Annotated in this window: 21 protein-coding genes; 3 read left to right on the top strand and 18 right to left on the bottom strand. The window is 60.1% G+C overall.

The features are described from left to right. Positions 1-11: 11 nt before the first annotated feature. From FIU85_RS05440 to FIU85_RS05480, 9 genes are all read right to left on the bottom strand, one after another. A complete protein-coding gene (locus FIU85_RS05440; protein WP_152496143.1) occupies positions 12-611 on the bottom strand; it encodes a flavin reductase family protein in 600 nt (199 codons plus the stop codon). Between the two features lie 49 nt (positions 612-660). Continuing rightward, positions 661-2,298, bottom strand: coding sequence for a gamma-glutamyltransferase (ggt, locus tag FIU85_RS05445; RefSeq protein WP_152496144.1), 1,638 nt, complete (start codon positions 2,296-2,298; stop codon positions 661-663). Further along, the gene (locus tag FIU85_RS05450) at positions 2,295-4,364 is read right to left on the bottom strand and encodes an alpha/beta hydrolase domain-containing protein (protein ID WP_152496145.1); all 2,070 of its coding nucleotides are present in this window, start codon (positions 4,362-4,364) and stop codon (positions 2,295-2,297) included. The genes ggt and FIU85_RS05450 overlap by 4 nt, the downstream gene beginning before the upstream one ends. After that, entirely contained in the window at positions 4,349-5,326 is a 978-nt protein-coding gene (locus tag FIU85_RS05455) for an oligopeptide/dipeptide ABC transporter ATP-binding protein (protein ID WP_216648893.1), read from the bottom strand. The genes FIU85_RS05450 and FIU85_RS05455 overlap by 16 nt, the downstream gene beginning before the upstream one ends. Next, complete coding sequence (locus FIU85_RS05460) at positions 5,326-6,384, bottom strand: ABC transporter ATP-binding protein (protein WP_152496147.1); 1,059 nt, start codon at positions 6,382-6,384, stop codon at positions 5,326-5,328. Before FIU85_RS05460 ends, FIU85_RS05455 begins: the two co-directional genes overlap by 1 nt. 1 nt (position 6,385) lies before the next feature. Then, complete coding sequence (locus FIU85_RS05465) at positions 6,386-7,288, bottom strand: ABC transporter permease (protein WP_152496148.1); 903 nt, start codon at positions 7,286-7,288, stop codon at positions 6,386-6,388. Further along, complete coding sequence (locus FIU85_RS05470; protein ID WP_368372979.1) at positions 7,285-8,172, bottom strand: ABC transporter permease; 888 nt, start codon at positions 8,170-8,172, stop codon at positions 7,285-7,287. The genes FIU85_RS05465 and FIU85_RS05470 overlap by 4 nt, the downstream gene beginning before the upstream one ends. Before the next feature lie 99 nt (positions 8,173-8,271). Further along, on the bottom strand, positions 8,272-9,813 hold the full coding sequence (locus FIU85_RS05475) for an ABC transporter substrate-binding protein (protein ID WP_152496149.1): 1,542 nt from the start codon (positions 9,811-9,813) through the stop codon (positions 8,272-8,274). A 39-nt stretch (positions 9,814-9,852) separates the two neighbouring features. After that, entirely contained in the window at positions 9,853-11,691 is a 1,839-nt protein-coding gene (locus FIU85_RS05480; RefSeq protein WP_152496150.1) for a CocE/NonD family hydrolase, read from the bottom strand. Between the two features lie 116 nt (positions 11,692-11,807). On the opposite strand from FIU85_RS05480, the gene FIU85_RS05485 reads away from it, so the two are divergent. Next, positions 11,808-12,731: a LysR family transcriptional regulator gene (locus FIU85_RS05485; protein WP_152496151.1), complete on the top strand. Its 924-nt coding sequence runs from the start codon at positions 11,808-11,810 to the stop codon at positions 12,729-12,731. A gap of 73 nt (positions 12,732-12,804) precedes the next feature. Further along, entirely contained in the window at positions 12,805-13,878 is a 1,074-nt protein-coding gene (locus FIU85_RS05490) for a serine hydrolase (RefSeq protein ID WP_152496152.1), read from the top strand. 133 nt (positions 13,879-14,011) lie between these two features. Here FIU85_RS05490 and FIU85_RS05495 read toward each other — a convergent pair whose 3' ends face one another. The 6 genes from FIU85_RS05495 to FIU85_RS05520 all read right to left on the bottom strand — a co-directional run bounded on the left by FIU85_RS05495 (position 14,012) and on the right by FIU85_RS05520 (position 20,999). Beyond that, positions 14,012-15,388, bottom strand: coding sequence for an MmgE/PrpD family protein (locus FIU85_RS05495; RefSeq protein ID WP_152496153.1), 1,377 nt, complete (start codon positions 15,386-15,388; stop codon positions 14,012-14,014). 17 nt (positions 15,389-15,405) lie between these two features. Beyond that, a complete protein-coding gene (gene purB, locus FIU85_RS05500) occupies positions 15,406-16,767 on the bottom strand; it encodes an adenylosuccinate lyase (protein ID WP_152496154.1) in 1,362 nt (453 codons plus the stop codon). 62 nt (positions 16,768-16,829) lie between these two features. Continuing rightward, positions 16,830-17,978: a cystathionine beta-lyase gene (gene metC / locus FIU85_RS05505; RefSeq protein WP_152496155.1), complete on the bottom strand. Its 1,149-nt coding sequence runs from the start codon at positions 17,976-17,978 to the stop codon at positions 16,830-16,832. Continuing rightward, complete coding sequence (locus FIU85_RS05510; RefSeq protein ID WP_254703011.1) at positions 17,975-19,513, bottom strand: tripartite tricarboxylate transporter permease; 1,539 nt, start codon at positions 19,511-19,513, stop codon at positions 17,975-17,977. Before FIU85_RS05510 ends, metC begins: the two co-directional genes overlap by 4 nt. 15 nt (positions 19,514-19,528) lie before the next feature. Further along, positions 19,529-19,963 carry a tripartite tricarboxylate transporter TctB family protein gene (locus FIU85_RS05515; RefSeq protein ID WP_172978805.1) on the bottom strand — a complete coding sequence of 145 codons (435 nt, stop codon included), beginning with the start codon at positions 19,961-19,963 and terminating at the stop codon, positions 19,529-19,531. Positions 19,964-20,048: 85 nt separating this feature from the next. Continuing rightward, entirely contained in the window at positions 20,049-20,999 is a 951-nt protein-coding gene (locus FIU85_RS05520; RefSeq protein ID WP_152496158.1) for a tripartite tricarboxylate transporter substrate binding protein, read from the bottom strand. A 148-nt stretch (positions 21,000-21,147) separates the two neighbouring features. On the opposite strand from FIU85_RS05520, the gene FIU85_RS05525 reads away from it, so the two are divergent. Then, positions 21,148-22,023, top strand: coding sequence for a LysR family transcriptional regulator (locus tag FIU85_RS05525; RefSeq protein ID WP_152496159.1), 876 nt, complete (start codon positions 21,148-21,150; stop codon positions 22,021-22,023). A 51-nt stretch (positions 22,024-22,074) separates the two neighbouring features. Here FIU85_RS05525 and FIU85_RS05530 read toward each other — a convergent pair whose 3' ends face one another. From FIU85_RS05530 to FIU85_RS22590, 3 genes are all read right to left on the bottom strand, one after another. Further along, positions 22,075-23,646: a rhodanese-like domain-containing protein gene (locus FIU85_RS05530; protein ID WP_152496160.1), complete on the bottom strand. Its 1,572-nt coding sequence runs from the start codon at positions 23,644-23,646 to the stop codon at positions 22,075-22,077. 333 nt (positions 23,647-23,979) lie between these two features. Next, a complete protein-coding gene (locus FIU85_RS05535; RefSeq protein WP_152496161.1) occupies positions 23,980-25,152 on the bottom strand; it encodes an AAA family ATPase in 1,173 nt (390 codons plus the stop codon). A gap of 46 nt (positions 25,153-25,198) precedes the next feature. Continuing rightward, positions 25,199-25,429: a helix-turn-helix transcriptional regulator gene (locus FIU85_RS22590; protein ID WP_368372980.1), complete on the bottom strand. Its 231-nt coding sequence runs from the start codon at positions 25,427-25,429 to the stop codon at positions 25,199-25,201. Positions 25,430-25,443 lie beyond the last annotated feature (14 nt).

A 25,443-nucleotide genomic window follows, 5' to 3' on the forward strand; every position in this document is an offset into this window, starting at 1 on the left:
GTCATCTGTCTTCAGTCATCGGGACGCACCAGTTCCCAAGCTTCGTTTACGGTCGTATAGTCGCGATATCCCATCCGCGCTATCGGACGGGCTTTCAAAGTGTCGAAACGGCCATTGCGGATGAACTCATCGCGGATATGGGTACGGACCACCTCGCCAATGACCATGTAACGATCGATCAGTTTCCCGGTTCGATCTTCCAACTGCAGGGTCTGGATCGTAACGCATTCAAAGGCTGCGGGGCTTTCCGCCACGAAAGGCGTTGAAATCTCAACCGGATCGCCCTTTTCGAGACCCGCTGCATCGAACTCGCTCGTCCCGTACGGCAAACTCTCTGAGGAAATGTTCATCGCCTGCGCCAGATCTTCTGTCGCCAAGGAAAATGTAAACTCGCCACGGTCCCTTGCATTGACAAAGCTGTGCTTGGCGCCATCGCTCGCAAAGTAAACCTGCTCGGGATAGGCGCCCAGACCGTTGAAAAAGGAATAGGGCGCCAGATTAGCGCGACCGCTGCCATCCAGCGTGCCGATCCACCCGATGGGTCGAGGTGTGATAATCGCCTTGAACGGGTTGAAATCAAGGCAATCGGGCCGCGTGGAGCCATAGTTCATAGTTAAATCTCCATCGATCGCTCTGTGCAAAGAAACTGTTCTTCTGCGGTTAATTCGAAATTACTTCCGCAGGTGTCACACGGTAGGCGACTCCGTCGCGGCCTGGATCAGCCATGCCATCTATCCGCCCGTCCGCAACGCTGATCGCGTGGACCCAGCCAATCGTATGGCCATAAGGATTTCGGATGACATCCCGGCCATCGCCCTCCAGTACCTTAGTCACAGATCGTGGGATCCTGTTGGAAACATCGATTGCATTTCCGGTCGATGAAAAACGCGGAGCGGAGACGGCCTCGGAAACCGACATGCCGAAATCTACGCTGTTCAAAATTGTCTGAAGCACACCCATTACGATTTGTGTCCCGCCGGGCGCGCCCAGGATCATTGCCGGGTCCTCGCCATCGAACATTATAGTGGGACACATCGCGCTGAAACGCGATTTGCCGGGAGCAATGGATCCGGTATGGCCCGGGCGCGGGTCAAACACGCCCATGCATCCATTATACATAAAGCCCAACCCTGGCGTGATTACGCCCGAGGGCATCCCGAGCGAATGTGTCATGGACACGCAATTACCCTCGCCGTCTGTCACCGAGATATGAGTCGTGTCACGCGGCACCACATCCGCTGCCTGCAGGCGTTGTACCGTCGCTCGTTCGCCACGATTTATCTCGGCGGTGAGGTCTGCGGCGTAGTCCTTGTCCGTTAGGCGGTCGAGCGGCACGTGCACAAATCGCGGGTCGCCCACAAAGCGGTCCTTGTCGATCGTTGCGCGTTTCATCGCTTCAGACACCAGAGCGAGATAGGCCGGGCTGTTGTGTCCCATTTCCGCTAGGTCGAAATTCTCAAGAATGTTCAGCATCTCCAGCAGCATCACACCGCCACCCGGTGGCGGGTTCGTCACGATTCTTCGCCCGCGATAGCTGCCTTCAAGTGGCGCGCGCCAATCGGGTGCGCAACCGGCCAGATCCGCCGCGACCAGCAAGCCATCGTTGGCCTGCATATCCGCAAGGATCTGTTCCGCGATCTTGCCCCTATAGAACGTGTCTGCACCTTCGGTCGCGATCGTGCGCAGCGTCTTGGCAAGATCCGGATTGCGGATCTCTGCGCCGGTCGCCTTGGGCTGCCCATCCTCCCGGCAATAAAGCGCGCGACCCGCCGCACTGAAGGCCAGTCTCTCGGCGGTAGCGGCACGCCCCATGCCGGATCCTTCGGCAAAGAAGGTCTGCATGGCAGGGCGTACAAAATATCCCTCTTCTGCCCATTCGATGGCCGGCGCCAGCACAGTTTCCCATGGTAGTTTTCCATACTTGGCATGACCCTCTGCATAGGCCTGCAATGCCGGAGGCGCGCAGATGGACTGATAGCCAATGTCATTAATTTGGCCCTTCAAAACGAAACCGAACCCGTCACGGGTTTCGCCCTCGACCAGATCAGCCCACATGTCTGCATGTGCGGAAAGCGGCGCGCGGGCGTGGAAATCGAGGTATTCCGTCTTTCCGGTTTCGGACCGGTAAACGGCCATGCTACCAAAGCCCGCAATGCCGCACATCAAAGGATCGACCACGCCTTGCGCAAAGGCGCAGGCTACGGCGGCATCGATGGCATTTCCCCCCATCCGAAGAATATCCGCGCCCGTCTCGGAGGCCTCCGGCTGCGGGCAGACAATCATCGCATCCCGTGTCATGTGGTAATGTCTCCATTGTCGAACCCGCTAAGGGCAGCCGCAACAGGCAGACGCGTCAGATGTCTTGGACGCCCCCAATCTTGCGCGAAAGCCACACAGTTCGCGATGTCGCTTTTCAGTATGTAACCCTTCTCGCAGAGTGCCTCCGCCGCATCACGGATTGCCTCCTCGTAGGCAGCGGAATCCTCAAAGCGCGACAGGATGGACGCGCGGGGGTCGCCGGTCTGGGCCCGTTCTTCGTCGGTATCCGGCAACGGAATGTAGCTGCCGGTGATCCCGACCATCGCGCCATGCCCCATGTCTCGGCGGCGCAAACTCCACCCGGTATAGGTGCCTAGTGGCGCTGCGGCCATAGGCGCGCGCAGCCCACCAAGGTCATTTCCATCTTCATCCACGGCAGGTACCAGGACGGCGTATCCCTGCTCCGAAACAATGCGCGCAGGGGCGCTGATGGCGCCCGTTTCGGCAAAATCGGGACCAAAGTCGAGTTGCTCCAACCTGCTTGGTCCCTGCGGCAGAGCCACGCCCGGTATAGCGGGAAAGACCGCACGCCAATCTTCTGCCGATATCAGGGTCCCATCTGCCCGCTTCGGGTACACGCTAGGCGGCGGCGCGACACCATCGGTTGCCCAAGTATCAAGCCGGTCGAGCACAGCGCGGAAAAAGTAATGTGTTGCCACCACGTTGCACATGGTCTGACCGAGCCCGGCACTGGGCGAAGTCATCAACGGATCCGCGAAGTGTTGTGAACTGGCCCAAAGGTAGATCCGCACGCCGTCGGGTTGCTGCAGATCTTCGCCACGCGTGTCGGTATGCACCAAAGACGCACGCCGATGCCAGTATTCACAGGAAGTATCGGTATGGATCACAAGCGGGTCGGTCTCGGGCCGCTTCAGAATGGCGTCCTCGGCGCCCGTCAGGTGATCCTTGCTGTGGGCATACGAGAAAGGGAAGCTGTCAACGGGCGAATAGTGGTTCTCGTGCTCCTGACCGGGCAGCAGCGTGATATTGGCAAAACGATGGTTCATCCACATCTTGCCGCCGCCCGCCACGTGCGGCATCACGCCATCGAAAACCCGGTTTCCCTGGCCGTCATCGTTGAAACCCAGATAGACGAAATCCCGTATGCATCGCCCTGTCTGCGAGCGCCCCCATGCATAAGCTTTTTCGTATGGATGGAGCGCAAGCGCCGGCTGCCCGTCTACCTTGGCATCGCCCTTTTTCAGAAAGCTTATGAACTGCTGCACTGCGACGTGTCCAAGACCCAGCACCAGCGGGTCGCGGGCCTCGTATACCAGTTCGTAAATCCAGCCGGGTTCAAAACCATCGTGCAGATAGATGTTGCTGTCCGATGGGATCAGAGCGGTGTCCGTTTTCTTGCTGTCGACGCTTCCACTGCGTTCCAGCCGCGCGAATGCCCACGCGTCCGGCGAAATCTCCTCCCTCTGCGCATTGGCGTAGGCGCGCCGGCTCAAGGTCGCGCGCGTCGTATCCAGCGAAACGGCCGGATAGCTTCGCGTGGACGCCAGCGTACTGAGCGGCATCTCATGCCGTCCGTGCTCCGACGCGATGAATTCTGTGCAGATCGTCCCAGTGATCGGCGCGCCCTCATCCGTGACCACCGGAACGTCCAGTAACAGGCGACCGTCACCGGGCAGCAAATCGCCCTGCCATCCCATCCACACGACCGTATAACCCCGGTTCATCAGGTACCCATCGCCGGCATGGACTTCTTCCAACGGGTCATTACTGCCCGTGGCGATATTGAAAAACTGCAACGCCCGCTTATCGCCCCTGTTACCATAATCATAAAAAATCCGGTTGTTTCCCCTGTCAGAGTCCACCGGGCGCAGAATGCAAAAGTCCGCTGCAAATCTGACCCGCCCGGTCTCGTCACGAGGGGCCAGTTCGATATCTGTCACATCCCGAACGCTCGGTGCCGCAGGATCGACACGGAACTCCACCCTGCCCTTCAGACGCTCGTACGCACCTGTTTCCCCAAAAGTCTTACCAGCGGCAAAGGCGCGGCGGTCGGTGACCCGATAGTCGATCAAACTGGCGGACATTCTTCTTCTTTCGAGTTGTTTGGAAAGTGGCAGCGATAGTTGTGTTCGGCATCCGCATCAGTTCGACAGGGAACTTGTTCCGCGCAAAGGGCCCGCGCCTTCTGGCACCGGGGATGGAAGGTGCAGCCGCTTGGCGGATTGACCGGGCTCGGGAACTCGGCCTCCAATCCCATTTCGGGCAGGCGCACACCGGCTCTCGGCGGCAGCACAGCCTTTAGCAAGGCGTCGGCATACGGATGGCGCGCCGCCTCGAAGATATCGCGGCTCGGTCCACGCTCGACGATCTGGCCAAGATACATGACCGCGACGTCGTCTGCGAGGTGGTGGACGACGGCAAGGTTGTGGCTGATCAGGATCATCGTCAGGTTCAGCTGTCGCTTAAGATTGTGAAGCAGATTCAAGATCTGCGATTGCACCGAGACATCCAGAGCCGAGGTAGGCTCGTCGCAAATCAGGATCTCAGGCTCGCCGATCAACGCACGCGCGATGGCCACGCGCTGTCGCTGTCCACCCGATAGCTGGCTGGGATAGGCCTCCACGAGGTGCCTCGGCAAACCGACCTCACCGGCCAACTCTCGAACCTTCGCCTGAAGCGAGCGTCCGCCCTCGCCGCGCACGCGCATCGGCGCGGCTATGATCGCTTCCACGGTCATCCGAGGATTGAGCGATGAATACGGATCCTGGAATACAGGCTGGATCAGGCGGGCGCGTTCGATCCGGTCGTAATTTTGGATCGGTTTACCACCGACCAGAACCTCACCGCTCGATGGCTCCTCTACACCCAGCAAGATCTTGGCGAGCGTACTTTTCCCGCAGCCGGATTCCCCCACCAAACCAAGGGTCTTACCGCGTTCAACACCCAGATCGACGCCCCGCAGGGCACGCAATGTCTGTTTGCGCGTGAACCCGCTGCCCACGCTGTAGTCGCGGGTAACACCTCGCATCGTCAGAACTTCGGGCATCACAGGCTCCCGCTGTTGGTTGCGCTTTTGGGAGACGTTTCGTCGGGCAGGATCCAGACATCCGGGTCGCGCGCGCTGCCATTCGTGGGCAGAATGCACCGCATGAGCCGCCCATCGCCAGCGTCTCGCATGGCGAGCGGTCCCTCGCGGCATGCGCTGGTCGCATAGGGACAGCGATCCACGAAACCGCAGGCTGTGCGCTCGCCCACCTGGCGCGGTACGATCCCGGGAATATACCCAAGCGCCTCGCCCTGCTTTGTCTCACCGGGCACGGGGATCGAACGCACGAGCCCTTCGGTGTAAGGATGCAGCGGCTGGGCCAGCACCTGGTCGCAGGTGCCGACCTCCACAACTTCGCCGCCATACATCACGACGATCCGGTCAGCCATGCCAGCCACGACGCCAAGGTCGTGGGTGATCAGCAAAAGGCCAATGTTCGTCTCGCGCTGGATATCCCGCAATAGCCGCAGAATCTGCGCCTGGATCGTTACGTCCAAGGCGGTCGTCGGTTCGTCCGCGATGATAAGCTCGGGCTCGCACAACAGTGCCATCGCAATCATGACCCGCTGGCGCAACCCGCCCGACAACTGGTGCGGATATTGCTTCAACCGCTCTTCCGGCGCGGGAATGCCCACCTTGCCCAGAAGATCCAGCGACCGCGCCATGGCGCCGGATCGCGAAATTCTGCGGTGCTGCTGCAGGATCTCGCACATCTGGTCCCCGATGCGATAACAGGGATCCAGTGCCGTCATCGGGTCCTGAAAGATCATGGCGATCCGGTCACCACGCAGCTGCCGCCAGCGCGTTGAACTGGCTTCGGAAAGCGACTCCGCACTCAGGCGTAAAGCATCGGATTGCACCTTTGCCTGACGCGGCAGAAGACCCATGATCGCCAAGGCCGTCAGGCTCTTGCCGCAGCCTGATTCGCCAACCACGGCAACCGTCTCGCCACGTCCGACATCAATACTTACATCTCTTACCGGTCTCAGGGTCGAACCCGGAACCGGGATCTGCACATTGAGCCCTCGGACACTCAGGATTCGCGTGTCATCGGTCATGTCAGGCCTTTCCTTCTGGCGTTGTAACGTCGCGCAGCGCATCACCGATAAGGTTGATCGCGAAAATCAGAAAAACCAGGGCGGCGCCCGGGATCGCGATCATCCAGGGGCGGAACAGCAGCTGCGCCTTCGCCTCTGCCACCATCAGACCCCACGATACGTCAGGCGGTTGCACACCCAACCCCAGGAAGGACAGCGCGGCTTCCAGCAGAATGGCGTGTGCGATTTCGATGGAGGTCACCACCACCAACGGCCCCGTGATATTCGGCAGTATTTCCCGGAACAGAATCCGCGGCGTTGAGCTTCCGATTGCACGCGCGGACGTAATGTATTCGCGCTGCGCCAGTTGCTGCGTCGCGCTTCGAACGACGATCGCGAAACGATCCCACAGCAACAGACCGATCACGAGGATCAGCAGCCAGAGCGAACTGCCGATCAGGGCCACCACGACGAGCGCCACAAGAACCACCGGCAGTGTAAGCCGCACTGTGATGAAAAAGTTGATGATCATATCCGGCCATCCGCCCCAATAACCGGCGGTGATGCCCATTGCGGTTCCGATCGTACCCGAGATGATGACCGTCAGAAGACCGAGCCCGAGCGAGATTCGTGCGCCGTACAAAAGCCGCGCAAAGTAGTCCCGGCCAAGGTTGTCGGTTCCCAACGGGTGCTCCCAACTGCCGGCCTCCGCCCAGACGGGTGGCACGAAGCCTTCTGACAGGCTTTGAACCGAAGGATCGTAGGGCGTCAGCAGCGGCGCAAAGACCGCCATCAGGACGATCACGAAAATGATCGTGCCGCCGATCCAGAAGCCGCCGTGGCGCATGGCGCGGCGCAACGCGACCCGGCCAGGGGACATCGACACAGGGGACGCGTCTTGGGTGGAGGTGGTCAAATCAGTCATGAGATCCGGATCCGCGGGTCAAGGGCCGCATTGAGAAGGTCGGCAAGAAGGGTGAGCACGGCATAAGCCGCCGCGATGACCAAGAGGATCGCCTGGATCACCTCGATATCGGCGCGCTGAATGGATTCCCACGCGAGGTGTCCGATCCCTTTGAGAGAGAAAATCGTTTCGATCACGATCGATCCGCCCAGCATGAAACCAAGTTGCACGGCAGCCAGTGAAACAACGGGAATGATCGCATGGCGCAGCCCATGCCGTACGACCACGCGCCAAGGCGAAAGACCATAGGCACGCGCGGTACGCACATGATCGGACTGCATCACGTCCAACATGCCCGAACGCGTAAGGCGCATGATCGCCGGGGTAGCGTAATAGCCCAGCGCGACCGACGGCATGATGAAATGCCACCAGGTCTCGCTCCCCGAGATTGGCAGCACGCGCAGGTAGACACCAAAGAGGTACATCAAGCCCAGAGCGAACAGGAACGATGGCAGAGCCTGCCCCGCCACGGCCAACCAGAGCGAAAACCGATCGATAATCGTATTTGGCCGCAAGGCCGCCAGAACGCCCAGCGGGATCGACAGGGCCAGTGCGAACGCCAGGGCGCAGACGCCAAGCGTTGCCGTCACCGGAACGTGCCGCGCCAGAACATCGGTCACGTCGGCCCGCAGATAGGTCGAACGGCCAAGGTCACCGGTCAGGACACGAGTCACCCAATCCAGGTACTGGACATAAAGCGGCCGATCAAAACCATAGGTCGCCCGAACAGCCTCGATATCGGCTTGGCTGGCCCCCTCGCCGGCCATCGCCGCCGCCGGGTCACCGGAAAGGTGTACAAGAAGAAAAGCGATCACCGAAGTCACGGCAATGACGAGGATCGTCATCAAGAGCCGCTTGGATAAATATACGAGCATGGGGTCTCCTGGCGAAACACGTGGAGGGCATTCAGCCCCCCACATGCATGCTTGCTGGATCGGGGTGGGTTACTTCCACTCGGCCAAGTAGAAGTGCGCCATCTCATCCGGCGTCACCGGATAGTCCAGATCCTTGTTGAAGGCGTAGGTCCGGCCGTACATGAACAGCGGGATGTAATAAGCCTGATCCGCGATCTTGTTCAAAGCTTTGGAATACAGTTCCTCACGCTCTTGCTGATCGGTGGTGCGGTCTGCCTCTTCAAGCCAGGCCTTGACCTCTTCATCACGGGCATAGTCATCCGGGCTGCCCGTGAAGTAGTAGCTGGTCGAAGCGGACACATCGAGGATCCCGTTCGAGCCAAAGGTCAGATGGCCGATCTGCACTTCGTCATCGACGATCTTCGGACGCAGGGCACGCCACTGCAGGAATTGCAGATCGGTCTCGATACCCACCGCGCGCAGATCGTTCAGGACCGCCTCGCTATATGCGCGGTCACGATACGCATGGAACGGGACACTGAAACCGTCGGGATAGCCGGCCTCTGCCAGCAGAGCCTTGGCTTTTTCCGGGTCGTAGGGGTATTGCGTCACTTCCGTTTCGCAACCGAACTGGACCGGCGCACACATTGATTTCTGAACCTCTGCGCCGTCGCCGACCAGATTTTCGGCTATCGCCTCGCGGTTGATGGCATGGGCGATTGCCTGGCGAACCTTCAGGTCCGTCATCGGCGTATCGCCCGTCCGGCCCGCTGCATCCAGGGACAGGAAGGACATCCGCATCGTGGGCGCGGATACAACGGTCAGGTTGCCCATGGATGACAGCATTTCCGCGTTCTCGGGCGGAACGCCCCAGATCCAGTCGACACCACCGGTCACGACTTCGGCGATCTGTGTCTCGGGGTCTTTGATCGTCTTGTAGACAAGGGTCCCGATCGACGGTTTGCCCTTGGGGCTGTCCTCGAAATAGTCAGGGTTGGCTTCCAGCGTCAGGGACTCGCCTGCCACGTAATCTGCCAGCTTGTAGGGTCCGGTGCAGACCGGTTGCACAGCGCCCCAGTCACGACGGTCGGCGCCATCGGATCCGGGCACGACAGGCGCATCCTCGTAGTGGCCGGACGGATAGATCGGCGAAGTGCCCGTCAGGTATTGCAGAGCCGCCGGTGTCGGCCGCTTGGCGTTGATGCGGACTTTGTTGGTGTCCACCGCCTCGACATTGTCGATCCAGTCCACCAGGACACGGATCTTCATGTCGCTGTCGGGATCGGACACGTGGTTGAGGGTATAGGCCACGTCTTCCGCATCGAAGTCGGTGCCATCGTGGAACTTGACACCTTCACGCAACTCCAGCTCAAGCGTGGTATCGTCGGTCCATTCCCAGCTGGTTGCCAGCAAGGCCTGAAACTCATTGGTGATCGGGTCGCGGTGCAACAGGCCGTCACACATCGCGTAGGCATTGATCAGCGCCTCGCGCTGGTTGCCGTAGTAGATGTCCGCCGTGTCCATTTCCGTGGATGTGGACCAGACGAACGTGTCGTTCTCCTTGCCAGCCTGGGCCGACGCGGCAGTGATCGCAAGGATCCCGCTCGCCAATATGGTTCTCGAAAGTAGCATAACTTGGTATTTCTCCTTGTTGGTGGTCTTGTTGTTTGTCTATTCGGTCTCGCGCCACGGCAGCTCGAACCAGGTGGCATCGTCCGCGCCACGTAGGATCGCGATCTCGGGCGGGCGCCCATAAGGCAACTGCACATAGTGGTCGGCATCCGCTGCCGCGACGGAGACGCGAATCCGGCTGCCGCGGGCAAAGCGCCAAGCGGTCGGCAACAGTGCGAACCTGAGCTCTGCGGGCTCGCCGGGCACCAGCGGCGCGCTGTTCTTGCGACTGTAATCTCGGTACGGCCATGTCCAGTTCTGATCCGCGGGCGCGGGAATTACCTTGCGGTGCAGGGCGCGCAACACACCTTCAGTGACGTATCGCAGGCTGCCATCCGCTTCCAGTTCGGACAGGTAGACGTGCAGAACCGCGTCGGCCTCGCTGGACTTTATCGACAGGTTCACGACCGGATGTCCGGCAATTTCGGACGCGGCTTCCAGCGGTGGCGACGTCCATGAGAGCAGACCGCTCTCCTTCTCGGACCAGTCGGCGTAGTAGTCCGTGACCGGCTGCGCCGACAAACGCTCGTGCCGCGTGCCGGAGCCGGTTCCCCGCGTAAAATCGGCACGAAAGCTGTCCTCGCCTTGGAGGCCCGGCTCGAAGGACAAGGCGCTCTCCCGGTCGGGATAAAGACGGCGGGCCTCGGATAGCGGGGGCCATTGCCGAGCCGTGCGCCATTCTTCGGCGTGCAGCGCGAAATAGTGGATGGGGGCTTCTTCCTGAAGCTGCGTATCAAGCCCCATCAGGTAGTGGTCGAAGAAACGCAAGACCGCGCCCATCATGGGAAATTCACTGCTCACTTCTTCCCGCCAAGGCGATACGTTGCTGCGTGCGCCATGATCCCAAGGCCCTAGCAGCACATGCTGGTTAGGATTCGGCAGGGACAGGAACCGCGCGATGGAGCCGTTGGCGAAGCCCGCGCCATCGAACCAGCCTGATACGGACAGGACTGCGACATCAGATGAAATCTTGTCGGCATAGTGATACGGGCTGAACGAATGACTGCCGAAATCGGGATCATATGGCAGGCGATCATCGGTGAATCTGAACTCGGTGATGAAATCAGGCATGTGGAAATTGCCCAGATGCTCCTTCACAGCCGCGCATTTCAGCGCTCCGTCAGGGTCTTCGTCCACGGGCTGCGGACCGGAATAATCCGGGTTGTTGAAATACGAGAACGCCTCCAGCACATCGGGGCGGTCGTGGTCCAGACCGACCATGATATCATCATATGTCGTCGCAAGTCGGTTCAGCAGCACGCCACCGGGATAGAAATGATCCGCGTACGTGTTCCAGACCGCGAAAAGCGGCGCGATGGCCTTGATCGCGGGATGCCCGGTACTTGCAAGGAAACACGCAGCCGCCCCGAGGTACGAGATACCGGTGGAACCGATCGTCCCGTCCGACCAATCCTGATCGACAATCCAGTCCGCGATCGTGTGAAAGTCCTCCCGCTCCGTCGGAGAGCGAAAGCTGTCCCGGGTCCCGAAACTCGCCCCTGTGCCACGGACATCCACGACCACCAACGCGTATCCGCGCGGCACGAAGAAGTCACGGTAAAGAGCAATGTTCGGGCTGGGTTCTGTCGCCGCGCTGTATCCATCCCGAAGTGCAAACCGACGATAATAGGGCGTCAGGATCAATATCGTCGGAAAGTCGCCGGAACTTGGCGTGTCCGATTGTGGCAGGTAGGTATCGACGGCCAGCCGGCACCCGTCCTTCATCTCGACATATTGCGACTGGGGCCGTTTTGGCAGCGTGTACGTCACCGGACGCTGTTCCAGGTATTGCGACGGCGCTTTAACCCAAGCCGCACTGTTTCCGTCGAAGTCTGACATCAGCCAACCTATTCCCGCGCCAGCTTCCCGCCGACATTTTCTGCTTTGCACGAACCTGCCGCAGGCTTATCATATAAGTCAAATGCGGTTTTTGTACTTATACATGCTAAAAACGCATGTATTTTGAGGGCTACGTAATGAACCACAAAAGTCTTCTGGCCTTCCGCGCCTTCATGGAGGGCGGGTCGGTAAACGACGCGGCCGAGCGGCTGCATCGGACCCAGCCACAGGTCAGCAGGCTTTTGTCCATTTTGGAGGACGAGGTCGGCTTTACCCTTTTCGTGCGCAAGGGCCGGCGCCTCAATCCGACCCGTGAAGCCCGCGAACTCTACTCACCGGTCGAACGTGCGTTGTCTTCCCTTGACGAAATCGAGAACGAGGCGCGGCGTATCAAGGCCCATCAACGCAGCCATGTGCGCATCCTGACTGCGCCTCACGTGACCAATGCCCTCGTCGCTGAGGCCATCGCAACCATTACGGAAGAAGACCCTCAGTTCACCGCCACGATTGACAGCCGGACGCGCATCGACATCGACATCTGGCTTGGCCGCGAGCAATTCGACGTCGGGATTTCGGTGCTGCCACTGGATGACAGCTCCATGGATATCGAACCTATGGCATCAGTAGATGCCGTCGCTGTGATGCACGAAGATCATCCTTTAGCCGCGCAAGACGAGGTATCGCTTGAAGACTTGATTGACGAACCCCTGGTCATCAACAGCCCTCGCACGGTGATGCGCCAGCGGATTGACGCACTGTTCCGAAGGAAGGGAGCATCCCCGAACATCCGGCTTGAAACACCCAATGGGGTCGTGGCCTGCGAACTTGCGGCACGAGGATTGGGGGTTTCCGTCTCCGATGGGTTTGTCGCGCGGTCCAGTATCAGGCCGAACATGGTCATCCGCCCTTTCGTGCCAAAGCTGACGCTGGAATACGTGATTTTCTTCCCCCGCTGGCGAACCAGAACTCCCGCAATCAACCGGTTGGCGGAACTGATCCTTCTCTCTGCAAAACGCGTCAATGAAGGCGCGCAGCCCTGAGCCTTCCCGGCAACACAAATCACGCCGTCGAGGCATCCAAAGCTTCAAAACTTAAACAAAAGAAAGACCAAACATGACGTCTCAAGCCGTAGATCCGGCCCTTCAACCCGTTGTCGATATCGCCCTCGCAAATGAAACCAACTGGCCACGGAGCATGTACCACGCGGACGGCACGTATGCGGGAAGTGCGGAATGGAACGAGTCCGGTCCCTTGGCCGAGGTCGTCGGTCCCGTGACCGAACGCGGCGGTCCTGCCGGGGTCATCCTGCATCGCGGCGAACGTGTCGCGGACTGGGGTGATACAGACCGGCCAGACATGACGTTTTCGATCGCGAAGAGCTACCTGTCTGTCCTCGCCGGCATCGCCGTGAAGGACGGGCTTATCACGGACTTGGACGAACCCGTCAGCGCCACCGTTGAGGGGCCACATTTTTCCAGCGATCAAAACCGCGCCATAACGTGGCGCCACATGCTCCAAATGAACAGCGAATGGCGCGGAGAGCTCTTCGGCAAGGACGACCAGATTGACCATTTTCGGCAGATCGGTGTCGGCGCGGACAATAGCCGCAAGGGGCAATTGCGCCAGGTTGGCCGCCCCGGAACTTACTACGAATACAACGACGTTCGGGTGAATGCCCTCGCCTATGCCTTGCTGTGCCGGTTCCGCCGTCCCCTGCCGGATATCCTGCGCGAACGGATAATGGACCCGATCGGCGCGTCGAACGGCTGGCGCTGGGACGGGTACTCCACATCTTGGGTAGAGATTGACGGACAGAAAGTGCAATCGGTCACCGGCGGCGGCCATTGGGGCGGCGGTCTGGTCATCAGCGCCGATGATCACGCACGCTTTGGACTGTTCATCAGCCAAAACGGCTGCTGGGATGGTCAACAGATCTTGCCCGCAGATTGGATGGCGCAATCCATCTTGCCGACGTCGACACTCGACAAGTACGGCTTCCTGTGGTGGCTGAACCGCGGCGGTGACGCCAATTCCAATCTGCCGTCCAGCGCCTTCAGCGCGCTGGGAGCGGGTGGACATTGCATCTGGATCAACCCGGAGGATGACGTCGTCGCCGTGATGCGATGGCTTGACCCAGCCAAAACACAAAGCTTTCTCGAGGCTCTGGTGGGCGCGATCCGGAAATAGGAGTTTACCGGCTGTTGGGCAGCCTTGACCGCACCCAGAGTGCCGACCGACTTTAATCGTAATGAGGCCAACTACGGGGTGTCCGTAGTGCGGCTCGCGGCTGGGTAGGTCCTGGCGACTGATTTTCTCCGGACTACATCACCAGTTCGCGCGACAGGTCTGATAGGTCCTGCAAGCTCTCCAATGCCCCTATCTTCTCTACGATCATCTTGGCTCGACGCTTGCTGAGAAGGCCATCGACATTTCGAAAGAACTTGTCGGCAACCTCCACGTCGCTCAGCGGCGCATCGGGATTTCCCCGGTTGATGGGCACCCGCTTTTCGACCTTGCGGCCATCTGTCAGCGTGACCACTAAATGGCCCGGGAAATACTTCGGAAATCCTGTGGTGCCTTTTTCAGCGTGCTCCGACGACACCCGGCTGGCCAATGCTAGCAGGTCGTCGCGCGCAATGGAGCTGTCGTCGAAGGATGCCATTGACACCTCGCCGTCGATAAGCCCCGAGGCCACCAGATAGGGCAGGCTGAACTTCGCACCGTATGCGCTTGTCGGAGCCCACTTGGCCTCGATCGGGTCACAGACGAAACCGGCGGCCACCTCGTCGATGATCGCGTGGATGTTCTGCACATCGGTCGCTACAATCCCGTCCTGCCGCAGGGCAATTGCGCAATCAATCGCGCCATGCGCAAAGTGGCAACAGGGATAGGGCTTGATCGAGACCCGCTCCGCCTCCCATCGAGCACCCAAATCCGCGACAAGCTGCGGCGGATCGATACGGTCCGGCAAGCCATGTGTGGCCAAGAGACCATTTGTGCCCTCGAACACGCTGAGCGGCCCGGTCGCCCCTGCCCGTGCCAGATACCCGATCTCCATCGCGTTACGGGCGGCCCAGCCAACATGGTATCCCTTGGATGAAGAGCTGTTCGTCAGAAATTCCGTGATCCCCGAGGCCTGGCTGCCGGCCAGGCCGAAGGCATGGGTCATTTGTTCCGGCGTCAGATCGAGAAGCTTGCCTGCCGCCGCCGTTGCCCCGAAGATTCCGGCAATCGCTGTCGAATGGAAGCCGCGGTTGTGGAAACTGTTCCCCGAAGCGATCCCGACCCGAGCGGCGACTTCCCAGCCCGCGACAAAAGCTGTCTGCACGTCCTTGCCCGACCGGCCCAGCTCTTCGCCCAATGCCAGGACGAGCGGCAAGAATATGGCGCTGCCATGCACGATCGAGGCCGTGTGCGTGTCGTCGAAATCGAGCACATGGCACGCCACCCCGTTGGCCAACGCCGCATAGGTGGCCAAGAATCGTGTCGAACATCCGATGACCGGATGGTCACCGCGTGTCCCGGGTATGGCCGACACGGCGGCCATTGCGTTCTCGAAGTTCGGATGGCGCGTCCCGGCGAGCCCGACACCAAGCGTGTCGGTCATCAACTGGCGCGCGCGGGCCCGCGTGCCTTCGGGGATTTTCTCCGTCGTAAGGGTGCAGACAAACGCGGCAAGCTCTTGGGAATACGTCATGGTCCGGACCTCGCGCCTTAAATGCGCCCTTTGGAGCGTACGGAGGCGACTGCATTATCCGTCAGTTCCGGTGCCGCGCCCACATAGGTGGTCGGATCCAGAAGCGCATCCAGCTCCTTCTCGCTGACGGCCGCACGGATCGCCTCGTTCGCCAACAAGGCGTCGCGGAACAGGATGTCAGATTCCAGCCCGCGCATGGCCGCCTCGTAGACTTCTTCATGCGCGGTCTGCTTGCCCATCTTGTCGGACAGCGCAAACATCACCCGCTCTGCAAGCGCGTAGCCCTTCAACAAGTTGAGGTTCGCCAACATGCTCTCCTTGCGGACGTCAAGATCTGAAAAGACGAACTTCAGGTTATCCAAAACGACGGAGAGCATCAGGCAGATCTCGGGCAGGATCTTCCACTCCATCTTCCACACCGCGCCGTCGCGCTCATGTTCGTGCTTGGTAATGTCCGACAGCATGTTGATATTCGACTTCAGCGTGTTGCTGACGGTGACGGAATTCTCGGTCACCGCCGGATTGCGCTTGTGCGGCATGGTCGACGAACCGACCTGCCCCTTCCCGAACGGCTCCGCGATCTCGTCGAACTCGTTATGCGCCAGCAGCAGAAGCTGGTTGCCGATCTTGTTGAGCGTGGCATTGATACCGCCCATCACGGATCCAAACTCGTAGAAACGGTCACGCGCAGCCTGCCAAGAAATGTTCGGCGTGCCGAGACCCAAGCGCTCGTTGATCGCGTGCTCCATCTGGTCCGCTTTGGGACCGAACGAGGCCTTGGTGCCAACCGCGCCGACGATGGAACCGACGAAAACGCGCTTTTCCATCTCGTCCAGCCGCTCGAGGTGCCTGTCGATTTCCGACATCCAGATCGCGGTCTTGAACCCGAACGTGACCGGAATGGCCTGAAGCGACAGTGTCCGCCCCATCATCGGGGTGTTGCGATGCTCCTCACTCAGGTGCATCAAGTCTCTGGCGATGGCCTTCAGATCGCGGCGCAGGATTTCCGTCGCGCTACGCAATTGCAGCACCAGCGCGGTGTCCATGATGTCCTGCGTTGTGACCCCGAAATGCACATATTCGCCGGCGCCGCCCTCGCAGGCATGTTCCAGCGCGCGTACGGTGGGAACCAAGGGGTGCTTAGTGACGCGAAGATGTTCCAGCACGAGGTCGAGGTCGATAGCGTCGTAGTTGGATTTCGCCGCGATTTCCTTGGCGGCCTCCACCGGGATAATGTCCAGCTCAGCCTGCACTAGCGCCAGGGCCGCTTCGACATCTAGCCAGGCCTGCATGCGGGCACGGTCATTGAAGACGTCGCGCATCTCGGCGGTGGACCATGCGTTCATCAGCAATTCGGAATCAAAGACACTCGTTCCCATGAGGTACTCTCCTAGTCATGTTTGGTTTTTCAGGCGCGGTAATCGTGCCCGTGATGGAGCCATCAGGCGTTGCAGAAAGATTGGTCCAAGTCGGCAATCAGGTCGTCGACATGTTCAAGCCCGGCGTGAAAGCGGATCATGGCGCGGGCGCCGGTGTCCGATCCGAAAGCGCGGCCATAGTCTGGGGTGCAGGGCATTGCAAGGCTTTCGAAACCGCCCCAGGAACTGCCGATAGAGAATAGCTGAAGGCGATCGACAAAGCGCTCGGCATCGAACCAGTCGCAGAAATCCACCGTCAAAAGGCCATTGGTGCCGCTTGCATCCCGGGCCCAGATACCTGCGCCCGGATGGTCGGGCAGACCGGGATGCAAGACCCTGGACACTTCCGACCGGCCCTGGAACCACTGCGCCAGTGCCAAACCATTCTCGCCGTGCCGTTCCATGCGCAGTCCGAGGGTCCGCAGGCCCCGGATACAGGCATAGGCATCATCCGGGCTGATCGTCTGGCCAGTCGTCGCAGTGTGCTTGCGCAAAGCATCCACCGCCTGCCCTCTTGCAGCCACCGCACCCATCATGCTGTCCGCGTGGCCGCCAATGTATTTCGTCCCGGCGATGATCGACACGTCGCAGCCCAGCGCCAGCGGCCGATAGAGCCAGCTTGACCCATAAGTGTTGTCCGCCGCCACGATCAGCCCGTGATCGTGCGCGTTCTTGCAAAGCGCGGGCAGGTCCATCACCTCGTAGGTTTGCGAGGCGGGGCTTTCGGCCAGCACGAGGCGCGTGCTTGGCTTTACGTACTCCGACAGGTCTGTCGTGCTCCACGGAATATAATCGACCTCAACGCCGTAGCGCGCCAGAACCGTGTCACAGAAGCTGCGCGTCGCGGGAAAGATCGTGTCCACCACCAACAGGTGGTCGCCCGACGCAAGGTACGGCATCAGGCCACCTGCAATGGCAGCCACGCCGGTGGGAAACAGAAAACACGCCTCGGCCTCTTCCAGCGAACACAGTGCCGCAGACAATTCGTGCGCTGTCGTTGTGCCGCGGCGCCCGTAGGACAGAACGCGGTCATCCGTGTCCCGCGCGGCTTTGGTTTCACGGTAAGATTCGACCGTGTCGTGCAGTACGGTCGATGCGCGCACGATCGGCGGGTTTGCGGGCCCCGGCGTCTGTGTCCGGCCGAAGTGCATCAACATGGTTTCGCGATTCATCTTTTGTCTTTCTTCATGGCGGCCCGGTCACGCAGCCCCACAAGGATCGGCACGATCCACAACAACGCCGAAAAGATCATCATGCCGAAGCTGATCGGGTGATTGACCGGATCAACGAACACCAGCCAGTTTCCCTGCGAGATGTTGAGAGAGTTGTTCAGCGACGCCTCCAGCTGCGGCCCCAGCACCAGACCGAGGATTGCCGGACCAAGCGGAATGCTGGCCAGGCGCATCACGTAGGCCACGAGGCCCGCAACGATGGCGACCCACATATTAAAAATGTTCGCGCCGTCAGAATAGGCCCCCATCAGGCAGAGCATCGCGATAACACCCACCATCGCTTCCTTGCGGATGGCAAAGATCGACCGGGACACCGTGCGCAGCACCAGCCATGCCACCGGCCACAGAAAGATGTTGGCGGCAAGAAACGCGACGATGATCATCCAAGCCACGTCTCCATGCTGGGTGAACAGCAGCGGACCGGGCACCATGCCATGCAGCGCCAGCGCACCGATGAACAACGCCGAGGTAGAGTTTCCCGGAATGCCGAGCGACAGTAACGGCACCATCGAACTGGCCGTGACAGCATTGTTGGCGGCCTCGGGCGCGGCGACGCCCTCGGGGGCGCCATCGCCCCAGTCGTTCTCGCCGGGCTTGCCGGCGAACTTGTTGCGAAAGCGGCGCGCGGCCTGGTCATAGGCAAGGAAAATCGCCATCAGCATCCCCGCACCGGGCAACATTCCGATCACGTTGCCGATGGCCGCGCTGATGCCCCAGACCGGCGCAAGCCGCCGAACCAGCCCACGCGAAAGCTTTAGCGAGCCGATCTTCGGCAGGGACGGCGTGGTCACATTGGCGTCGCGGTCCTTAAGGATATCGGCCTTCAGGTCCAGCATCGCGGCGATGCCGAACAACCCGACCAGCAGCGGCACGAAGGGAATGCCTTCGATCAGGTTGACGTTGCCGAAAGTAAAGCGCGGCGAGCCTGTCATCGGACTGAACCCGATCGTCGCGACCAGCAGGCCGATTACAGCAGAAATGCACCCTTTCAAAATATTGCCGCGCAGCAGCCCGACCACGCTCGACAAGCCCAAGATCGTCAGCGCGAAATTCTCGACATAGCCGAACTCCAGCGCCACCTTCGCCAGCGAAGGTGCGAACAGAAGCAACACGACAGAACTCAGCAGGCCGCCCACGACCGAAGAGGTGATGGCAATAGACAACGCCAGCCCGGCCTTGTCCTTGCCGGCCAGGGCGTTCCCGTCTTCCGCGGTCAACAGGGCCGAGGCCGTTCCAGGCACCTTGATGACAATGGCCGGGATGGCACCGCCCGTCGCCGCCGCGCAATAGACTCCGACCATCAGAGCCAATGCCTGATCGGCCGGCATCGAAAACGAGAACGGAATAAAGACCGCAAAGGCTATGTTGTCATTGATACCGGGTATCGAGCCGACAACCATTCCGGCGATCACGCCAACCAGCAGCATCATCGCGACCATAGGATCGGTAAGGGTCTGGAACCCTAGAAGGATCATTTCCATGGTCCTGCCTCAGATAAGATACGGGGAGAGGGCTTCGGGCAGACGAACGCCCAGCACCCACACAAAAGCCGCGTAACCCACAAGCGTGACAAGCGCAGCGTAAATCACGACGCGCCCGAACGGGCGGATACCGCAAATCGCAAGGAAAGCGATCTGCATCAGCAGCGTCGGCAAGACGAAACCCAGCCCCAGCGACAGCGCTGCGATCCAAAAGAGGATCACCAGTGTCGCGAGGGCGGCGACCTTCCCCGGCAGAGCAAGGGATACATTCTCAGGCGAGGACAGGACGACACGCAAGATCAGCCCTGCGCCGAAAACCATTAGCAAAATCGACAACAGCAGCGGATAGCTGCGCGACATAGGATCAAATCCACTGGCCATCGCTGTGGCCGCAGCTCCGAAAGCAAAGGTACCCAGACCGACCCAGGTATCGCTGTGTCCCAACAGACCCTTCCCGCGCGCATTAGACTTCATCGTTTCCCTCGACATGAATAAGCCCCCGGCCTGTGCCGGGGGCGTCGATCCGGCCTTATTGCCCGAGACCAGCTTCCTCGATGATCGCCGAGGTCTGATCCGCGTAGTTGTTGACCACGAATTCAAAGCCCTCCGCGTCGCGGTAAACCGGCACATAGCCGGCCGCCTGCATCTTCTCGACGTATTCCGGGGTTTCGTAGACCGACTTCATGAGGTCCGAAAGCACTTTCACGGCTTCATCCGGCGTGCCCTTTGGCACGGCCCATCCGCGGAAAGTGGCCCAGATCGGAATATCGATCCCGGCCTCCTGGAAGGTCGGCACATCGGGGAAATCCTCGTGACGTTCCTCGGACGCGATCGCGAGGATACGCACACCGTCGGGGCCGACCTGGCCACTCGCTTCGCCCATCGGCCACAGCGCGGCGTCGGCATGACCCCCGGCAATCGCCTGAACCTGCGCACCGAACCCTTTGGTCGGGACATAGGTGAACTCCAGCCCGGTGGCGCGTTCGATGGCCAGGCCCGACATGTGGTGCGACGTGGCAATGCCGGCGACCACGATGTTCAGACGCTCGTTCTCGGCCGCGGCAAGAAACTCCTCGGCGGTCTCATAGGGCGAATCCGCCGGAACCGCGATGACCTCGGGGTCCAGGTTATAAAGGGCAACCGGCCGGAAATCGGTCACTTCGTACGAGGCACCTTTCATCTGCGGGTTCGTCACGACCGAGCTGGTCATCGCCAGAACAGTGTAACCATCGGCTTTGGCCGTCGCGACGCTGGTCTGGCCGACGACACCGCCGCCGCCGGACCGGTTCACGACATTTATCTCCGCACCTTCGAGGATCGTGTTCGCAGTTTCCGCGATGATGCGAGAGGTCACATCAACGGAGCCACCGGGATCGAACGGAACAACTAGGTCGATGTCTTTTTCGGGGTACGACTGAGCCCAGGCGGACCCTGCCATAACAATTGCGCTGAGCGCCGTTGCAAGTGTGAGGTGTTTCATATTTTTCCTTCCCTGTACCTGAAAAAAATCCCGACAATCCCTGCAGGAAGGCCGGCGCGTTTGATCAGCGAGACTGTTACTTGAATAAAACCTTTTTAAAAATTAATAATTTTGGAGAACCCATAAGTTTTTCTTTAGGACTTTCACCATGCACCCGGATTTGCAGATTGCACATCTCAAGACCCTGATCGCGATAGACGAACACGGCAGCTTTACCGCTGCGGCAGACGTCCTCGGCCGGTCCCAGTCAGCCATCACGCAACAAATGCGAAGCCTAGAGGACGCTGTCGGCAGGCCGGTCTTTATTACCGCCGGGCGTCAAAGAAAGCTGACCGAGGCCGGGCATGCCCTTTTGCGACACGCCCGTGAAATCATATCTATGTGTAACCATGCCATTTTGTCCGCAGAGCGCAGCCACGCGTCTGAGATCGTGCGCATCGGCGCGCCGCTCGAAATCGCCAACGCGATCCTCCCAGGCATTTTACGAGAGTTCGCCCGCCTACACCCGACCAACCGGGTCATTCTTCAGATCGACCGCAGTCGCGCCCTGATGGAGGCGCTTGAGGATGGAGGTCTCGATCTGGCGATTAGCACCTGGCGCCTCGGCAACCGCGAAGGCAAGCTGATAAAGCTGCTGCGGGCCCATTGGGTCGCCGCGCAGGATTGGGAACGCCCCGACGAAGCCGCCTGGCCTCTGATCCTGACCGACGAGCCCAGCATGTTCCGCCGGATCGGTCTCAACGCATTGGACATGGCCGGCCTGCCCTATTACGAGCGCCTGACAACCGCCAGCCCCACCGGCGTGCGTTTCGCGGTCGAAGCGGGGCTGGGTATAACCCCTCGAGCACTGAGCGCCTTTCGCAGCGACGTCAAGATCCTGGGTCCGGAGTTCGGCCTGCCGTCGCTGCCTCGGGTCTCCTATTACCTGCACCGGTCCACAGTCAGGTACGGCGACCATATCGAGGCGCTCTACGAAATGGCGCTCTCTCATGAAAAGCGCAATCACGGGCCTGCTCCCGGCTAGATCGTTTGCTTGGTGGAAATTCCTTGCGGTACCACACCCACCTACGCCCCCTCACACATCCGCATGCGCCTTTGTCCGTATGATTTTAAAAGCCCTCCGCTCACCGAGGTCCAATTGCCGGACAAGGCCGGTTTCCCACTCAAGATAGCGCCGTGACGCCTCGAGGTTGCCGTCGTGGCGGTCATGGACGAAAAACAGAAAATCAATGGCCTCGTCATCCGCCGGTCTTTCAGGGGTGACCTCAATCGCGCCACCGGCCCGCGTCCACGCCTCCATCCCACCTTCGAGATATCGGCAATCCGCCAGAGTCTCGTCGTCAAGTTCCGACGCAAAGAGTGTCGCGACGCCAGAATCATCGGCAACGAGCACCACAGATCCCTCGACCTCCGCCTTGACGTCTTCAGCACGTGGCCGGATTGCCCAAAGCGCTCCCGGGATGTGGCCGGCGCGATAGGCCATACTTGAACGAAGGTCGATTACGGTTGCTGAACAGCCCAACCTAGCCAGTTCGACACATGTGATACCAGAGAGCCTCTCGGGCATTGAACGGGCCGAATCGTCTGCCACGAGCTTCAATCCATCCATGACGACAACTGCGTCATGACCCAACTGCCGCAACCAGAATGCCGCCAGGGCTGCACGCACGCCATTGTCGTCGAAGAGCGCAATCCGCGCCCGGCGCATTGCCACCCATTCATCCGTCGCCTGAACCAGTTGGACGACCGGTGCATGCACTGCCCCAGGCACATGACCGGCCGCAAATTCCGCATCCGAGCGGACGTCGATCACGTAGGCCTGTTCGTCGCGCCACGCCGGCACTTCCCCAGGGCCTATCGCGGGCAGGTCATACCGGGCGATAAAACGCTCGGCGAACGCGCGCCCTTGCTCCAACTGGTCCACTGAAAGGTCCGGCAAAGGCGCCGCGTCATTGCCGCGGGACAGCTTCCTGCCCGACAGCGCCCACCCTTGGGTCCCGTTTTCCATTGCATAAACTGGGTTCCGAATACCTGCGTTGATCAGGCTCTGCACGCCGATCAGGCCACGGGTGCGCCCGGCGCAATGAATGACGACCGGCTGGTCTTCGGGAAGGCCCAGCGCGGCGAACCGATAGAGCATCTCGCCATTCGGCAGATGTCGCGAACCGGGCACCGTCATCTTGCGGTAATCCCGGGCGGGCCGGCCGTCGAACAGGCTCAAGCCGCCCTCGTTCTTTTGCAGGTCTTCCAATGCCTCGGCGCTGATCTGCGGAGTACGTTCCGCCACTTCGACCAGTTCGCCCAGAACCTTGCTTGGCACGTTGACCCCCTTGAACGTCCCGTATCCCGCCGCTTGCCACGCGGCCAGACCGCCGCGAAGAACCAACACGTCTTCATATCCGATACACGCAAGCCGGTCAGCAGCGCGTTCGGCGACACCTTCGCCCTCGTCGTACAGATAAATCTCGGCTTTCCTGTCGGGTAACAGCAGCGGCGCGCGCAGCTCCAACCGACTGTACGGACAGTTTGAAGCGAAAAGAAGGTGTCCTTCGCCGTACTGGCCATGCTCTCGAACATCGATAAGTCCGATCCTCGCATGTGCATCTAGGCGGTCTTTCAGCTCGGTCGCTGAAGCGTATTTGATCATCTGAGCACCTTAAGCTTTACACGCCTATAAGAAGAACTTGGGAGCATACTAGCTTCAGGCCATGACGGACAGTTTCATGGGTTGGTAGAAAAGAATCCAGTTGACAGTATTGTCGGGCTAGCGGGGGCTTTCGAGCTGGCGTTTCAGAGCAATCTGAGATTGGATTTCTCTATTCAATTTCCATTCGCTGCAAAGAAAGGCTCCCTCTCCGGTCCTTTCCGAATTCGATTTTGTCTTGCCCCCTCCCCCCTCCAATTTTCCGCTTCCACCACCACCACGCCCTCCTTTATGAGGGCGTGGTGGTGGTGCGAGACGGGAGAACGCATGGAGCTCTCATTCGTTGGCCCATTCACCGACCACTACGATCGGAGTCTCCCGGGAATTGATTCGGGTCGTAGTCTTCAGCAGGGCGCCGTTACTGATCCAGGTATCGACCATCTTCTTGATCCTTGCCTTGTTCTTCTTACTGTCGAGGCCCAGAATAGGCGCAACCACGTTACCGACCCAGCGTTCGGACTGGCACGAATAACGAAACTCTTTGCCATCAATGGCATGTTGGGCCTGCAGCAGATGAGCCAGCGATACTCCATCGAAAACATCCGGCGGTTCAAAGCGCTCCACGACGGCCACGTCATCTCCCTGACCGAGAGCAACTGAAACAGTCCGGTAAACTTCCCGACCACCTGAATGGGCGAGATTGGCCTTGTCCCGCTCGACGAAGAAATACGTGCCCTTGTCGTCGGCCACGCCCCACTCACGACGGTCCTTCTCACTGACCTTCTGGATGGTCCTCGAGGATCGCGCTGCTGCAAGAAGGCTGCTGGCCCCCCGGCTGGCTTCCGAGGTCACGTCCGTCCCGTTGAGCTTCCGAGTGTGGTGAACGAGTTCAATAGAACAGTTGCAGTCCTTGCAAAGACGCGCGAGATGCTTCGCGATGCGATCAATTTTCCCGTTGTCGGCTTCATTGACCTGATGCGCCGAAACGAACGGATCGATTATGACAACGTCAATCTTCTCCCGGCGGATTTCCTCTTCAAGTCTCCGGAACACCGCCTCGTTCAGGAACAGGTCATCCCGCCTCTCGCTGGCGAGAAGAAGCTCCTGGTCGAGCCCGCTGTCCAAGAAGAGGCGGTCGCCGATGGCGCCGGGATCGAGGCCATGGTGCTTCATCGCCGCGGCGACGCGGCGTTGCAGTTCGTCCCTGTCGTCCTCGAGGTTAAACAGCCAAACCCGACTGGGAGCGCCGACACTATGTCCGAGCAGTTGTCGTCCAGAGGCCAGCTCCAATGCCTGCACCACCATCAGGCTCGACTTGCCCACGCCGCCGGGCGCGACTGTCAGCGAAACGATACCGCGCATCAGGTGTCGACCATAGAGCCAGTCCCTCGGCGGGATTAGTTCGGGATCCTGCCAGGTGAAACGTGTCGGCGACACCGCCGTGTTTGCAGGAGGTTCCGTGTACGGGTTCTCGATCTCTTCGACATTGAGCGAGACAGGAGCATTCATACGGTCACCCTCCTCTGCAGTGCCTTTGCAAAGTCAACGACGCGCATCACGCCTCTCCGCCCCCGCCTGCACGGAGAGCCTCCCATGCTTCGAGGTCGGAAAGCCGCCATCGCGTCGTTCCAGGCGTAAGCTTGACCGGCGTGGGAAAGTCTGGATCTGCCTTGCACCAGCGCCATATCGCGGCACGGTCAACAGCGTATCGCGCGGCTGCTTGCTTGTCGGAGAGATAAGTTTGATGGGTCATTAGTGCATCCTTGTTGTGATGGATGCTCCCCATTATTCACACGATTC

Source organism: Roseovarius sp. THAF8 (assembly GCF_009363735.1).
GTDB lineage: Bacteria > Pseudomonadota > Alphaproteobacteria > Rhodobacterales > Rhodobacteraceae > Roseovarius.

What these genes read in the sequence shown, in the direction of transcription:
- metC (WP_152496155.1), bottom strand. Translation starts at nt 17,978, where the DNA reads ATGAATCGCGAAACCATGTTGATGCACTTCGGCCGGACACAGACGCCG.
- FIU85_RS05495 (WP_152496153.1), bottom strand. Translation starts at nt 15,388, where the DNA reads ATGACGTATTCCCAAGAGCTTGCCGCGTTTGTCTGCACCCTTACGACG.
- FIU85_RS05530 (WP_152496160.1), bottom strand. Translation starts at nt 23,646, where the DNA reads ATGATCAAATACGCTTCAGCGACCGAGCTGAAAGACCGCCTAGATGCA.
- FIU85_RS05485 (WP_152496151.1), top strand. Translation starts at nt 11,808, where the DNA reads ATGTATTTTGAGGGCTACGTAATGAACCACAAAAGTCTTCTGGCCTTC.
- purB (WP_152496154.1), bottom strand. Translation starts at nt 16,767, where the DNA reads ATGGGAACGAGTGTCTTTGATTCCGAATTGCTGATGAACGCATGGTCC.
- FIU85_RS05480 (WP_152496150.1), bottom strand. Translation starts at nt 11,691, where the DNA reads ATGTCAGACTTCGACGGAAACAGTGCGGCTTGGGTTAAAGCGCCGTCG.
- FIU85_RS05465 (WP_152496148.1), bottom strand. Translation starts at nt 7,288, where the DNA reads ATGACTGATTTGACCACCTCCACCCAAGACGCGTCCCCTGTGTCGATG.
- FIU85_RS05470 (WP_368372979.1), bottom strand. Translation starts at nt 8,172, where the DNA reads ATGACGATCCTCGTCATTGCCGTGACTTCGGTGATCGCTTTTCTTCTT.
- FIU85_RS05510 (WP_254703011.1), bottom strand. Translation starts at nt 19,513, where the DNA reads ATGATCCTTCTAGGGTTCCAGACCCTTACCGATCCTATGGTCGCGATG.
- FIU85_RS05440 (WP_152496143.1), bottom strand. Translation starts at nt 611, where the DNA reads ATGAACTATGGCTCCACGCGGCCCGATTGCCTTGATTTCAACCCGTTC.
- ggt (WP_152496144.1), bottom strand. Translation starts at nt 2,298, where the DNA reads ATGACACGGGATGCGATGATTGTCTGCCCGCAGCCGGAGGCCTCCGAG.
- FIU85_RS22590 (WP_368372980.1), bottom strand. Translation starts at nt 25,429, where the DNA reads ATGGGGAGCATCCATCACAACAAGGATGCACTAATGACCCATCAAACT.
- FIU85_RS05475 (WP_152496149.1), bottom strand. Translation starts at nt 9,813, where the DNA reads ATGCTACTTTCGAGAACCATATTGGCGAGCGGGATCCTTGCGATCACT.
- FIU85_RS05535 (WP_152496161.1), bottom strand. Translation starts at nt 25,152, where the DNA reads ATGAATGCTCCTGTCTCGCTCAATGTCGAAGAGATCGAGAACCCGTAC.
- FIU85_RS05520 (WP_152496158.1), bottom strand. Translation starts at nt 20,999, where the DNA reads ATGAAACACCTCACACTTGCAACGGCGCTCAGCGCAATTGTTATGGCA.
- FIU85_RS05450 (WP_152496145.1), bottom strand. Translation starts at nt 4,364, where the DNA reads ATGTCCGCCAGTTTGATCGACTATCGGGTCACCGACCGCCGCGCCTTT.
- FIU85_RS05460 (WP_152496147.1), bottom strand. Translation starts at nt 6,384, where the DNA reads ATGACCGATGACACGCGAATCCTGAGTGTCCGAGGGCTCAATGTGCAG.
- FIU85_RS05490 (WP_152496152.1), top strand. Translation starts at nt 12,805, where the DNA reads ATGACGTCTCAAGCCGTAGATCCGGCCCTTCAACCCGTTGTCGATATC.
- FIU85_RS05525 (WP_152496159.1), top strand. Translation starts at nt 21,148, where the DNA reads ATGCACCCGGATTTGCAGATTGCACATCTCAAGACCCTGATCGCGATA.
- FIU85_RS05455 (WP_216648893.1), bottom strand. Translation starts at nt 5,326, where the DNA reads ATGCCCGAAGTTCTGACGATGCGAGGTGTTACCCGCGACTACAGCGTG.